Consider the following 12,393-nt stretch of genomic DNA (forward strand, 5'->3'; position numbering starts at 1 on the left):
CATTGGATGTTTTGTAACATGCAATAAAAACAGGGGACGCACCCTGGCGTCCCCTGTCATCTATCAAACTTCAATTTCAATCAGTTTAAACTGAGTAACATCCACAAGTCCCCGGTTTGAGATGCGGATCTCGGGGATGACCGGAAGTGCAATTAGCGAGAAGGTCATAAATGGTGCGTTCAAGGAACAGCCGAGCTCCTGCCATGCCTTTTCGAGCTGCTGCACTTCTTCCACGACCGCCTGAAGAGGCTTGTCCGACATCAGGCCGGCGATTTTCATCGGCACCGCGGCCAGGACCTCTCCATCCTTGACAGCGATCATGCCCCCGCCAATCTTCGCCAGCTCGTTGGCAGCGAATGCCATATCCGCAGGGTTTGCACCCATTACGAGCAGGTTGTGGCTGTCATGGGCAACGGTCGAGGCGACCGCACCTTCTTTCAGCCCGAAGCCGTGTGCGAAGGCAAGCGAAATCTGTCCCGATCCTTTATGCCTTTCAATACAGGCCAGCTGCAAAATATCTTTCTCGATCGATGGCTGGATGACATTGTCGTGCACATCCAGTGTTGCTGTCATTTTCGCCGTTCTCGCACTGTTTTCAATCACGTCGATAACGTTCACTTCCGTCTGGCCGCCCGTCCTTTTCGACTTAAACGCGAAGTCCGCCGGAGTCAGCTCCGACTTCAGGTTGATTGAATCCAGAATATGCGGCGGGTACTGGAATGCCGGGAAGTCGATGGCAAGCCCGCCATTTTCATATACAACCTGTCCATCTGCTATGACCGTCACTGGTGTGATATCCTGCAGGCTCTCAACAAGCAGAATGTCCGCTGCCTTCCCTGGTGCAAGCGAGCCGAGGTCACGATCCAAGTTATAGTATCTGGCTGTATTAATCGTTGCGAGCTGGATCGCCGTAACGGGATCGACCCCTTCTGCGATCGCCCGGTTGACAACATGGTTCATATGGCCGTCTTCAATGATCGTCTGCGGGTATGCATCGTCTGTGACCAGGGTGATATTGCTCGTATCCACTTTATCCTCTGTAATAACCTTAATGACTTCCTTCACATCTTGCCAGGCAGACCCTTCTCGGATCATCACGTTCATGCCGAGACGAAGCTTCTCCAATGCCTGTTCACGAGTCACGGTTTCATGGTCGGAATCAACGCCGGTTGCAATATAAGCCTGCATCATATGCGGATCTTCTGCTGGAAAATGACCGGTCACCGCTTTGTCCGCCCGCAATGTTGCCTCGATTTCCCCAAGCATGAGCGGGTCTCCATAGGCCACTCCCGGAAAGTTCATCACTTCGCCAAGCCCGGCCACGTTGTCCCAAGCCAATCCTTCTTGAATATCGACGACGCCGAGTGCTGCGCCTGCATCTTCCAAGTCGATGGTGGCAGGAACACAGGATGGAATCGTCGTGAACACTTTCAAAGGAAGCTGCTGGCCTTCCTCATGCATAAGCCGCACACCCTCCATGCCAAATACGTTGGCGATTTCATGCGGATCCATGAAGATGCCCGTCGTCCCTTTTGGCAGTGCAGCCTTCGCGAATTCAGTCACAGACAGCATCGTGCTCTCCACGTGCATATGGGCATCAAGCAGCCCGGGAACGAGATATTTTCCGCCTGCATCAATTATGGCCGTTTCTTTACCAATCGTATGGTCAGCGTTTCCCACGTAAGCGATTCTGCCTGCACTGATTGCAACATCTGTATGTTCGATCAGTTCTCCAGTGAACACATTAACAAGGATGCCGTTTTTCAAGACGGTATCTGCTTTTTCAATCCCTCTTGCTACTTTCGACAGCATTCCGCTCACTTCATAAAGCTGCTTTCTATTCGACATTGAGACCACTCCTTTTTTTGAAAAAAAACAGGGAACGCCCATTTAACTGAACATTCCCTTCCAAATTTGATCAAAAATGCTATACAGCCCAACCCAGGTAGGCGACAAATACGAAGAACAGCACATACATAATCGGATGGACTTCCTTCAGTTTCCCCTTAAATACCATCATCAACGGATACAGAATGAAACCTAGGGCAATCCCGGTTGAAATGCTGTATGTCAGCGGCATTGTCACGACGGTCAGAAATGCAGGAAGGGCATACTCAAGTTCTCCCCATTTGATCGATGCGAGCGATGAAGACATAAGCACGCCGACGATGATCAAGGCTGGAGCCGTCACCTGAGGGGTTACGACACTCAAAAGCGGCGAGAAGAACAGCGCAACAATGAACAATCCAGCTGTGACAACCGATGTGAAGCCGGTTCTTCCTCCTGCGGCTACTCCTGATGTGGATTCAACGAAAGATGTTGTTGTCGATGTACCGAGTACAGCTCCAACCATTGTAGCAACAGAGTCGGCGGAGAGGGCTTTGCCGGCACGCGGCAGCTTGCCGTCCTTCAGCAGTCCCGCTTGTCTCGTCACCGCGAGAAGGGTTCCTGCCGTATCAAAAAAGTCAACAAACAAAAGCGTGAAGATAACAACGAGCAAATGCGGATTCAAAATATCGCCAAAATGGCTGAACATGACGCCGAATGTCGGCGAAAGGCTTGGAACCGAAGAGACGATTCCAGTCGGAAGCGGAATTTGTCCAAAAATGATCCCAGCAACCGATGTAGCGATCATTCCGTAGAAAATGCCACCCTTGAAGCCTTTGATCATGAAAAATGCTGTAACGATCAGTCCGAAAAGAGCCAATAGTGTTGTCGGTGCCGTAATGTCACCAATCGTAACGATCGTAGTTCCCGGCTGTGCCTCTGCCACAATTCCTGCGTTCTGGAAGCCGACAAAAGCGATGAACAGGCCGATACCAGCTGCAACCGCGAGCTTAAGCTGTTCCGGGATCGCATTGATGATCGTTTCTCTGATTTTTGTAAGTGTAAGAATAAAGAAAATAAAACCTGAAATAAACGTTCCCGCCAACGCAGTCTGCCATGGAATTCCCATCCCAAGGACTACAGTGAACGCGAAGAATGCATTGATTCCCATTCCCGGCGCCAAGGCAACCGGATATTTTGCAAATACCCCCATAATAAGCGTACCAATCGCTGAAGCGAGCGCCGTTGCCACATATACCGCACCCTGATCCATACCAGTTGCGCTAAGGACAGTCGGGTTGACGAATAAAATATACGCCATTGCCAAAAACGTTGTCAGCCCGGCAACCGACTCTTGGCGGTAGCTCGTATTCAGCTCTTTAAATTGAAAATAACGATCCATTTGGACTCCTCCTGAATTGTGTTTAAATGCAAAAAACCTGGGCGACTTGTTCCACCCAGGTTCCAAAACTCATTCAGGATTGCACCATGCGTCCGGGAAGAGAGGAAATACTCCCATCCGAAGCCTGTCCCTGAATGTAGTCGGGTATTTTACGGTTACCTGGTAGAAACGCTTGAGCCATATTCCCAAGCATATACATTCATAATTTTATTTATAAATTCGATACTCTATTAATAGCATAAAAGTCCTACCACCGTCAACGGAAAAAGCGAACATTTACGCATGAAATTCTTCCTAAGTTCGTCTTCGGCTTATTTCAGCTTTTGCAGAATGACAACCTTCAAGTAATTGAATTCCGGGAAATCGCGGTTCGTACGGAAATCCTTCGGCAGTGACGATTCTTCAAGGATTTTGTATTTTGAGCCTGCTTCCTCAAATGCTTTTTCAATAAAGGTTTTAAATTTCTTCATGCTAAAACTAGCGTTATTCGTAGAGGCGACGATAATGCCGTTTTTTTCTGTAATGGTGATCGCGTCCATCAGCAGAGCCGGATAATCCTTCGCCGAGCTGAACGTATGCTTTTTCGAGCGGGCAAAGCTCGGCGGATCCAGCACGACCATACCGAACTGCAGCTCCTTCCTTTTTGCATAGCGGAAATAGTCGAAAACATCCATCACCCGAATGTCCTGCTGCTCGTAATCAATCCCATTTACGCTGAATTGCTCAATCGTCTTCGGCAAGCTTCGTTTCGCCAGATCGACACTTGTCGTTTTTTCCGCACCGCCGAGAGCAGCAGCCACAGAAAAAGCTCCGGTATAGGAGAACGTGTTCAGCACCTGTCTCCCTTCCGCATACTGATCACGGATCGCCTTCCGGACATCCCTCTGGTCAAGGAAAATTCCAGTCATGGCACCGTCGTTGAGATCAATCGCAAATTTCATGCCGTTTTCTTTAATAATAATCGGAAAGTCACCCGGTTGCCCTTTTACAAAGTCATCCTGTTCAACGTACTGCCCCTTGCCGTCAAACCGTTTCTTTTCGTACACAGCTTTGTACTCCACAAGTTTATCGAGGACACCATACACATGATGCTTCAAGGAATAAATACCTTCGCTGTACCAGCTCACCATATAATAACCGTCAAAATAATCAATCGTCAGCCCGCCGATCCCGTCTCCTTCTCCGTTAAACACTCGAAAGGCGGTCGTGTCCGGATTTTCGAAAAACGATTCCCGACGCTTCAAGGCAGCTTCAATCTTTTTTTCAAAAAAAGAAAAATCGATCGCCTCTTCCTGATCACGGGTCAATACCCAGCCGATCCCTTTGTTCTGATTGCCATAGTACCCTTTTGCGATAAATTTCCGGTGCTTGTCAAGCAGACGGATGATCGCGCCTTCTTCTTTAAGCACATCCGGATTGAGCACGGCATCCTTCAAAATTAGCGGATACCCCTTTTTTATCGCAGCGGCGCTTTGCGCATTCACTTGTATATCAATATTTTTTGTCATAGTTTCATCCCTTACAGATCATTTTTCCCATTATCGCATGGTTTGCGGTAAAATGCGAAGGCTGACAAAGACAAATAGGGCTGACCGCCTGTTGGCAATCACCCCTGCACCCGATTTCAATCGTCCCGGCCATTCATTGTCTTATGGGAAAGTGCCGGAGCATGCTGTCCTTCCTGGATGGTAAATAGAAGGGCATTCTTTTACCATCCATATTGACGAGCACTGGGGTTCCCGCAGTTACGCCGTAAACCATTTTTCCCTTTTGATGGGTATGTGCCCTTTATCATCCCCCGATGCTTTTTATACAACAGCACCGGGTTCCTGGTTCATCCGAGAACCAATCCTCAGCATTCATTCAGGCGCTTCATGAATTCTTCCATGGCGCTGTAACCTTGCTGCTGCAAATACCAATTGTTCGCAGCCGCTTCAATCAGGCCGGCGACATCACGTCCGGGCTGAAGCTGGATTTCAAGGTGGGGAATACGGACGCCCATGTATTCAGCAAAGTCTGGCTTCACTTCCAGCTCGTTATTCAAGGAATCCTCCTTCCAGCGAGTCAGTTCAATATCAAGGGCAATCCGAGTTTCATCCTGGAACGCCTTCCGGCCATACATCCGGACGACATTGATAAGGCCAACGCTTCTCAGTGCCAGAAATTCCTTGTTTTTTTCGTTGTGGCTGCCAAGCAATGTATGCGGCCCCAGTTTGCGCAGGACGACGAGATCATCCGCCACCAGCCGATGCCCGCGGTGAAGGAGGGTGTGGGCCGTCTCGCTTTTGCCGACGCCTGATGCTCCCCTCAGCAATATCCCGATTCCCGATACGTTCACGCAAACCCCATGCTCCGTCATTTCCGGTGCAAGTGCTTTTGCCATGAACACATCAAACTTTGCAATGAATTCAGCTGTCCGCTCATCCGTATGCAAAAGCGGGATCCTTTCTTCGGTACAGTATTTGACCAAATACTCGAGGCCGCTTTGGCCGGAGGTGACAATGAAACATGGCGGATGATATTTCACGATATTGCCGATGCGTAGTTTTCTCTCCGTGTTATCAAGCTTATGAAGGTATGTGATTTCTTTCGTTCCGAGCACCTGTACCTGCTCCATCGGAAAAAAGTCGAAATAGCCGATGAACTCCAAGCCAGGACGGTGCGCCTGGGCATGTGTCACCCTCCGCTTGAGCTGATCCTCCCCGGCCAGAACTCTCATTGCAAACTGCCGGACCAGATCTTCTACCGTAATTGTTTTCATTCCCGTTGCACACTCCTCTCTTTTCTATAACGGATTGTATTCCTTCCGTCTTGCGCAGATGCGGGAATTTCCGTTTCTTCCGTTTCTATAGTATGAATGTTCCACAGCCTGATCTGCAAATCATATGAAACCTTGTTCCATGAGTCTGAGGACAGCCAGTTCCTTCTCTTTTGCCTCGACCATCACATCGGCGTCTTTCCCGTTCAGCTCGTCCAGCAAACGCTCAAAATCCTCCGGCCGGATAAAGTCTGCATGCCGCCTGTCCCTCTCAGATTCTCTGCCGGAGCTGATATGCACCTTCGGCAGACCGGTTCCGCGCCATGATTCCCAAACGTCGGGTAGCAGCGAAGAGAGCTCCTCATCCGCCGGATTACAGAAATGATGGTGAATATCAAAGCAGGCGGGAATACCGGTCTGGCTGCAGACATCAAGAACGTCGCGGAGATTGAAAACCTTGTCATCGTTCTCAAAGCGAAGTTTTGAACGAATCGAGGCGGGCAAGCGATTTGTTTCGCTGACGAGCCGCTTCAGTGACTCCTCTCGATTTCCATATTTCCCGCCAAGGTGGAGAATCATATCGCTTGCACCGGTCAGCTCCATTAAATTCGCATGATAGCTGAGGTCCGCAATCGTATTTTCAACCACCTCATTCCGCGGGGAATTCAACACGGAATACTGGCCCGGGTGCATGGACAGACGGAGATTGTGGACATCCTTCAGGCTTTTGATGCTTCTGCAAATCTCCTGCACCTGATCATCTTTCTGCCAGTCCCACGTATTGACCGGGTGAGTGGCCAAAACAACGATATCACTGCTCATTCGGTAAAACCGGATACCCTGCTCAATATTCCATTCGATGATCCTTTTCGTCAATTGCAGATTCTCAATTGTAAGGGCTCTCAATACTTCAATCCCTTTGCTCTCCGCTGTCGCCACCCGGCAACTGCGGAATTTCTGCCCCAATGTTACATTAATGCAAGCATACCCAATCCTCATCCCCTGCACCTCCCTAAAAAATTTTCCATCCTTCAGGCAATAATAAGCCCATTATACACAGAATCTTACCTGCTCCGCATCTTCGGAGATATCCGTAATGCTGCACAGCATTAACAGGTCAGGTGAAAATTACCTTACGGTTGGATAGTATTCCCTCAAAACGGGTAAAGAGATTGTAATACACTTGATTAAAAGGGGCCATATTTCTATCCGCAGCCCTTCTTCGGGCATCTGCTTCTTTGCCCCAGCAATTGACCTTCGCTGTTGGATATCGGGGTAATCCCCGGACAGCTAAGGTCAACTCCCTTTAAAACGGTTTTCTTAGCATTCCTGCAACTTGTTCGTCATAGGTTTGAAATATAGCAATTTAGTGAATGATGAACAAAAAGAGGGTTTGGGCAGCATGTAGTCAGTTTGAACTAGTTTAAATGCGGGTACAAAGTTGTATGAGGGGGAGAAATATGGAAAATCCATCCGAGAACTTTTTTCTAGAGAGAGAACTCCAACATTTAACAAAGGAATACCGGCAAGCACCCGACCAACTGAGACCCATCATTCTTGATGACATCCAGCTTATAAAAAGAGCCATTCACAAACTAATTGACCAATAAAAGAGGCCTTGTTCCGCGATGCGGAACCAGGCCTTCTGTTTTTTTGGGTCTTCCCCTTGTTCTTCATAAGCAAAATGGAGGAAAATTCCTTAATAGTTCTCATATGACCTGAATTTCAGGATGGCAAACTGGAGAATGGCCAGGGTCAGCAGGACGAAGGCAACAAGCATCAAGAAAAAGAAGTCATCCCATTTCCCTGTCAGCAAATAATGAGTCGCCTGCCCTTGGGCCGCAGCTGGAGTCCAGCCCATGAATCGGGGGAAGAGCGAGCCGCCCAAAGCGACGACCGCCAAAGTCACCAAGCTCACTCCGGCAATCCCGCCGGTCTTCCGGATGAATACTCCGACTGCCAGCGTAATCGTCAGGGTGAAAAGCATCCAGATTCCATATACAGCCAAGCTCCCCCAGAACCTGGCCGGCTCCACATTATTGAATAGCAGATTCGTATAATAATAGCTGAGTCCATAGGCAAAGAGGAAAGAGCCGAGCAGGATGACTGCATTGGCCGCCCATTTGCTTGCAATATACTGAAGTGGCTGAACAGGGCGTGCCATCACAAGGGAGAGTGCCCCGCTATTCCGTTCCTGCGCGATGATTCCCATCATGCTCAGCACTGCAATTGCCGTTCCAAGCGTGCTAAGCTGGGAAAGCGTACCGGCAAGTACTTCTTCTCCTGTCGGCGTGGGAATTTCGATAACCGTCCCTTCAGGCAAATTCCCAGCCATCTCCATAATCTCCGGTAAATAATATTGTGTGATCGGCTGTGATATCGCCAGCAGCGCCAGGACAACCGGCAGCCAAATCAACTTCTTGTCCCTCCAGGCCTCCTGCCATTCCTTCAGTACAAGCACTTGAAAGATTTTCATCGGCTCATCACCTCCATATATGCATCTTCGAGTGAATCATTCTTCTTCTCAAAGCGGTCAATCACCGCTCCGCCCTCCAGACAATCCTTCAAAAGAAGCGTCCGATCCTTTGCACTCTGCAGAACAAACTCACCCTTTGTCGGAGACAGAGGACGAACCTCCTTGATATACTCTTTTTGCTTCAGCCAATCAGGCAGCGGATGGTTTGTCGTCAAAATAAACGTCTCTTTATTCTGCTCGCTGACCAAGTCTCCCAAGGAGCCTGACCACCTCAACTCGCCATCCTTCATAAGGAGGACACGGTCACAAACCTGCTCGGCGTCATGCAATATATGGGTCGAAAATAAAATCGACATCCGTTCTTTCAGTTCCTGCATCATCTGGAGTACATCTTTCCTACCTGAAGGATCCAGTGCAGAGACCGGCTCATCGAGGAGCAACAATTTCGGTTCGTGCAGCAGCGCTTGCGCCAACCCGAGTCTCTGCTTCATTCCACCGGAAAATCCGCTGACCCGTTTGTTCATCGCGGCGCTTAATCCTGAAAATTCCAACATTTCCTCACATTTTTTCCGCAGCTTCGATTTATCGACCCCTGAAAGCCTTCCGGCAAACTGCATGTATTCCAGAGCCGTCATCCAAGGGAAAAATGCCGGATATTGAGGCAGGTAGCCGATATCCCTGCGGTCGACCTTTTTTTCTCCCATAAAAAGGATCTGCCCGGAAGTCGGCGTAAGCAAGCCCGCGAGCATATTCAGCGTCGTTGTCTTTCCTGATCCATTCGGTCCTAACAAGGCAACACATTGACCGTCTTCCATCTCCAAGCTGATGTTATTGACCGCCGTATGGGAACCATACTCTTTCCGTAAATTTCTGACCGACAGCATACCCTTCACCCCTGTTTATCTCTTTTTTCCAAAACTAAAATAAATGACTGGCCCGATAATGGAGATCCCTACAATCACAAGGATCCATACCCATTTAGGCCCATTAGTTTCCTCTTCCTTCAAAAGGCTGACCAAAGCCGACACCAACAGAATCAGTTGTAAAATAATGAGCGGAGCAATCAATCCCCATGAAATACTCATCTGTTCATTCCTCCATTCTTTTTTTCGCCCGGTATGGCCGGATTACTGCAAAGTAATAAATAATCGTCATCATCGGAAAATGAATCAGTCCGAGCAATCCCCATGCCCATGCATAGGCTCCCTTTTTCTTTGCATCAATGAACAGGAGGATGCTCTGTGTCAACAAGATGGGGGCCGCGAACAAAAGAGCAACCAGCGTTTCATTCGCCATCCCAGGTCACCCCATTCCGTCTCCGGATCTGTCTTCTCTCCGCGATGAACAGAACCGGAAAAACAAGGAGAGTTGCGCCCTGAATCCAAAGGAAGGCCGGCGGCAATTTCATCACGATCGTAAAATAGCCGGCCAAGATTGTTAAAGCAGTGGCCAAAAATGCGAAAAGCTCCCGTTTGAATGCCTTTTTTCTCTCAGCTTTGAACTGGTTTAATGTATCCATCAATTGATATTGAGTTGGAATGCCGGGTTCATGAGCAGAATCGATGTTTTCAAGATCGATTTTCAGCTGGCTCAGCCACTCTTCTTCCTTGTGTTCTTTCATTCATGACCACTCCTTTCGTATCTTTTTCAACCCATGATGCACCCGGGTCTTTACTGTTCCTTCTTTCAGATCGAGCATCGATGCAATTTCCGCATAAGTGAATTCATAATAATGCCGGAGAAGGATGGGAGTGCGCACTTCTGGTTCGAGAGCTGCGAATTGGTCCATGTAATCCGACCATTCCTCTCCGTTGAAAGCCGCCTTCCATTTCATCGAGCGGATCGCCTCCTCCTTCACCTTCTCCACCCGTTTCCGTTCCCGCTTTTCCTTGCGCTGATGATCGAGAAAAACCCGGGAGGCGATTGACAGGAGCCATGTGGAGAATTTGGCCTCCCCTTTAAAGGCTGGAAGATTCACATACGCTTTTAGCATCGTTTCCTGGGTTAAGTCTTCCGCCAGATCCGGCCGCAGGCTGAGCTTCAGCAAATACTTATATAAAAATGAATAGTGCTGGCGAAATAGCATCGTAAATGCTTCATCGCTCCCCTTCTTTGCCAATGCAACGAGCTTTATCTCATCGGCCTGATCCATCGGAAGACCCCCCTTTCTTTCTGCTCTACCTATGTGACGTCGCAAGTACGCAATTCGTTCAAAAAAAATAAATAAAAAAATCGGGGCCTGTCCCCCGCTTTAATACAGCACCGCTTCGAGAGACCGCGCCCTTCCAGCTCATGGTTCTTTGCCTGAATCAAGCAGCAAGGTTTCTTTTGTCACAGCAATCGTATTCAGAATCGACCCTGCAGCCTGAATCCAGCTCCCGCAGAATTCAATACGCTCCGCCTCCGGGCTGTCCCCTCCAGTTTGTTCCACTACCCTTTTCTCTAATGCTGCAGCATAAGCCTGCATTGAATTGCCGATCATCTGCAAAAGATTGCCGACTGCGTACACACCGTCAAAGGGTTCATCTTCCCCTTCAAAAGAATCGGCAAATGAGACTCCGCCGCCAACTGCCTGAACAGCGTTCCCATTGCCGAATAACGTTAACTTTGTCTCTCCTTTCAATGGCAGGACAATGGCGGCCACAACAATTGTATTCCCTGTCGCTTGTATCCAATTGCCGTGCATATCAAGTGTCACCTCATCGAAAGTGTCCGCGATAAGGGAATTGCCGCCTGCCTGGAGAACATTTCCCCATAGCTCCAATGAGAGCAGGAACTCCTCGCTCAACCACTCGCCAGGTATCGTGGCAAGGGCGGCAGTGACCGTTCCAATGGACTGAATCCAAGAACCAATTAGCAATTTCATCCGCCCCGCCCCCCTGCCTGCATCGTTTACAGCATCGTATGCCGGCCGGCAATCTCTTGAGCAGGCAATCACATGAAAAAGGGCCCTGCCAGACATCCGGCAGGACCTTTGCATTGTACTTATTTTGTTAAAATGACCGGCCCGTCCTTTGTAATCAGCACTGTATGTTCAATCTGTGCCACAAAGCTTCCCTCTGTCAAAAAGGTCCAGCCGTCACCCTTCTCATAAACTTCTTCTTCATCGGTGGAGATGAACGGTTCGAACGCAACGACCATTCCTTCCTTCAGCAGCTGGTCATCCCATGGTTCATAATAATTGAACACATGATTCGGAGCCTCATGAAGGGAGCGGCCGATGCCATGGCCCGTCAGGTTTTTGATGACGGTAAAACCGTTATCGAGCGCTGTCCGGTGAACAACCTTTCCGACGCCGCTTAGCTTTGCGCCGACCTTCAGCTTGGCAAGTCCCGCTTCGAACGCTTTTTTCGCTGTATCGCACAGTTCCTCGAGTTCCGGATCGCCCTTTCCGACAACAAACGAAAGCCCGGTATCAGCGAAATAGCCATTTTTCGAGCCTGATACATCGATGTTGATCAAGTCTCCTTCCTTGATCACCCGGTCCCCGGGAATCCCGTGAGCCACTTCTTCATTCACACTGATGCAGGTAAAGCCAGGAAAGTCATATTCGGCTTTAGGGCCCGAAACGGCGCCCATCTGCTCGAACAACTCTCCGGCATAATCATCCAATTCCTTTGTTGTGACGCCTGGCTTCGTTCTCTGAATCATGGCGTCCCTGATTTTCCCGACGACTTGGCCCGCTTCTTTCAGGCCATTGATATCCGCTTCTGTTTTTGCAATCACAGATGTTCCTTCTTTCCTATATTTTTATCCTATGGCAATAGGAGAATCGATCGGCTGTGATCCGGCTATTGCTTGGGTTTTGTTCCTGTGTCTTATTATACTACGAAAGGACGTCAAACGTTTGGGAACCGTCCTGGCCATTATCGGTAGGTTGCGTAATAAAGCACGAACGCATGCGGCGACTGGCAGCAAATGCACAGGTGC

14 protein-coding genes and 1 riboswitch are annotated in these 12,393 nt (G+C 49.1%); of the genes, 1 reads left to right on the top strand and 13 read right to left on the bottom strand.

The features are described from left to right. Nucleotides 1-63: 63 nt before the first annotated feature. The 5 genes from ade to uvsE form a co-directional block, all read right to left on the bottom strand. Nucleotides 64-1,848 carry an adenine deaminase gene (gene ade, locus AC0TWI_RS16985; protein WP_488127531.1) on the bottom strand — a complete coding sequence of 595 codons (1,785 nt, stop codon included), beginning with the start codon at nucleotides 1,846-1,848 and terminating at the stop codon, nucleotides 64-66. Nucleotides 1,849-1,927: 79 nt separating this feature from the next. Next, nucleotides 1,928-3,229: an NCS2 family permease gene (locus AC0TWI_RS16990; RefSeq protein ID WP_488127532.1), complete on the bottom strand. Its 1,302-nt coding sequence runs from the start codon at nucleotides 3,227-3,229 to the stop codon at nucleotides 1,928-1,930. A gap of 117 nt (nucleotides 3,230-3,346) precedes the next feature. Continuing rightward, a riboswitch (purine riboswitch) is annotated at nucleotides 3,347-3,448 on the bottom strand. A gap of 92 nt (nucleotides 3,449-3,540) precedes the next feature. After that, nucleotides 3,541-4,737 carry a class I SAM-dependent rRNA methyltransferase gene (locus tag AC0TWI_RS16995; protein WP_488127533.1) on the bottom strand — a complete coding sequence of 399 codons (1,197 nt, stop codon included), beginning with the start codon at nucleotides 4,735-4,737 and terminating at the stop codon, nucleotides 3,541-3,543. 344 nt (nucleotides 4,738-5,081) lie between these two features. Next, complete coding sequence (hprK, locus tag AC0TWI_RS17000) at nucleotides 5,082-5,990, bottom strand: HPr(Ser) kinase/phosphatase (RefSeq protein ID WP_488127534.1); 909 nt, start codon at nucleotides 5,988-5,990, stop codon at nucleotides 5,082-5,084. A 120-nt stretch (nucleotides 5,991-6,110) separates the two neighbouring features. After that, a complete protein-coding gene (gene uvsE / locus AC0TWI_RS17005; RefSeq protein WP_488127535.1) occupies nucleotides 6,111-6,986 on the bottom strand; it encodes a UV DNA damage repair endonuclease UvsE in 876 nt (291 codons plus the stop codon). 461 nt (nucleotides 6,987-7,447) lie between these two features. Between uvsE and AC0TWI_RS17010 the strand changes: the two genes are divergently transcribed. Beyond that, nucleotides 7,448-7,597 carry a hypothetical protein gene (locus AC0TWI_RS17010; RefSeq protein ID WP_488127536.1) on the top strand — a complete coding sequence of 50 codons (150 nt, stop codon included), beginning with the start codon at nucleotides 7,448-7,450 and terminating at the stop codon, nucleotides 7,595-7,597. An 89-nt stretch (nucleotides 7,598-7,686) separates the two neighbouring features. On the opposite strand, the gene AC0TWI_RS17015 is transcribed toward AC0TWI_RS17010, so the two are convergent. The 8 genes from AC0TWI_RS17015 to map all read right to left on the bottom strand — a co-directional run bounded on the left by AC0TWI_RS17015 (nucleotide 7,687) and on the right by map (nucleotide 12,189). Then, nucleotides 7,687-8,463 carry an ABC transporter permease gene (locus tag AC0TWI_RS17015; protein WP_488127537.1) on the bottom strand — a complete coding sequence of 259 codons (777 nt, stop codon included), beginning with the start codon at nucleotides 8,461-8,463 and terminating at the stop codon, nucleotides 7,687-7,689. Beyond that, nucleotides 8,460-9,347 (bottom strand): ABC transporter ATP-binding protein, encoded by an 888-nt coding sequence (locus AC0TWI_RS17020; RefSeq protein WP_488127538.1) that lies wholly within the window; start codon nucleotides 9,345-9,347, stop codon nucleotides 8,460-8,462. Before AC0TWI_RS17020 ends, AC0TWI_RS17015 begins: the two co-directional genes overlap by 4 nt. A 15-nt stretch (nucleotides 9,348-9,362) precedes the next feature. Next, nucleotides 9,363-9,548: a PLD nuclease N-terminal domain-containing protein gene (locus AC0TWI_RS17025; RefSeq protein ID WP_488127539.1), complete on the bottom strand. Its 186-nt coding sequence runs from the start codon at nucleotides 9,546-9,548 to the stop codon at nucleotides 9,363-9,365. A gap of 4 nt (nucleotides 9,549-9,552) precedes the next feature. Then, entirely contained in the window at nucleotides 9,553-9,759 is a 207-nt protein-coding gene (locus AC0TWI_RS17030) for a transcriptional regulator (protein WP_488127540.1), read from the bottom strand. Beyond that, nucleotides 9,749-10,084, bottom strand: a complete 336-nt coding sequence (locus tag AC0TWI_RS17035) for a YxlC family protein (protein ID WP_488127541.1) — start codon at nucleotides 10,082-10,084, stop codon at nucleotides 9,749-9,751. The genes AC0TWI_RS17030 and AC0TWI_RS17035 overlap by 11 nt, the downstream gene beginning before the upstream one ends. Then, the gene (gene sigY, locus AC0TWI_RS17040) at nucleotides 10,085-10,615 is read right to left on the bottom strand and encodes an RNA polymerase sigma factor SigY (protein ID WP_488127542.1); all 531 of its coding nucleotides are present in this window, start codon (nucleotides 10,613-10,615) and stop codon (nucleotides 10,085-10,087) included. A gap of 138 nt (nucleotides 10,616-10,753) precedes the next feature. Further along, nucleotides 10,754-11,329, bottom strand: coding sequence for a DUF6944 family repetitive protein (locus AC0TWI_RS17045; RefSeq protein ID WP_488127543.1), 576 nt, complete (start codon nucleotides 11,327-11,329; stop codon nucleotides 10,754-10,756). Nucleotides 11,330-11,448: 119 nt separating this feature from the next. Continuing rightward, complete coding sequence (gene map, locus AC0TWI_RS17050; protein WP_488127544.1) at nucleotides 11,449-12,189, bottom strand: type I methionyl aminopeptidase; 741 nt, start codon at nucleotides 12,187-12,189, stop codon at nucleotides 11,449-11,451. Nucleotides 12,190-12,393 lie beyond the last annotated feature (204 nt).

The sequence above is a fragment of the Lederbergia sp. B243.17 genome, assembly GCF_057657925.1.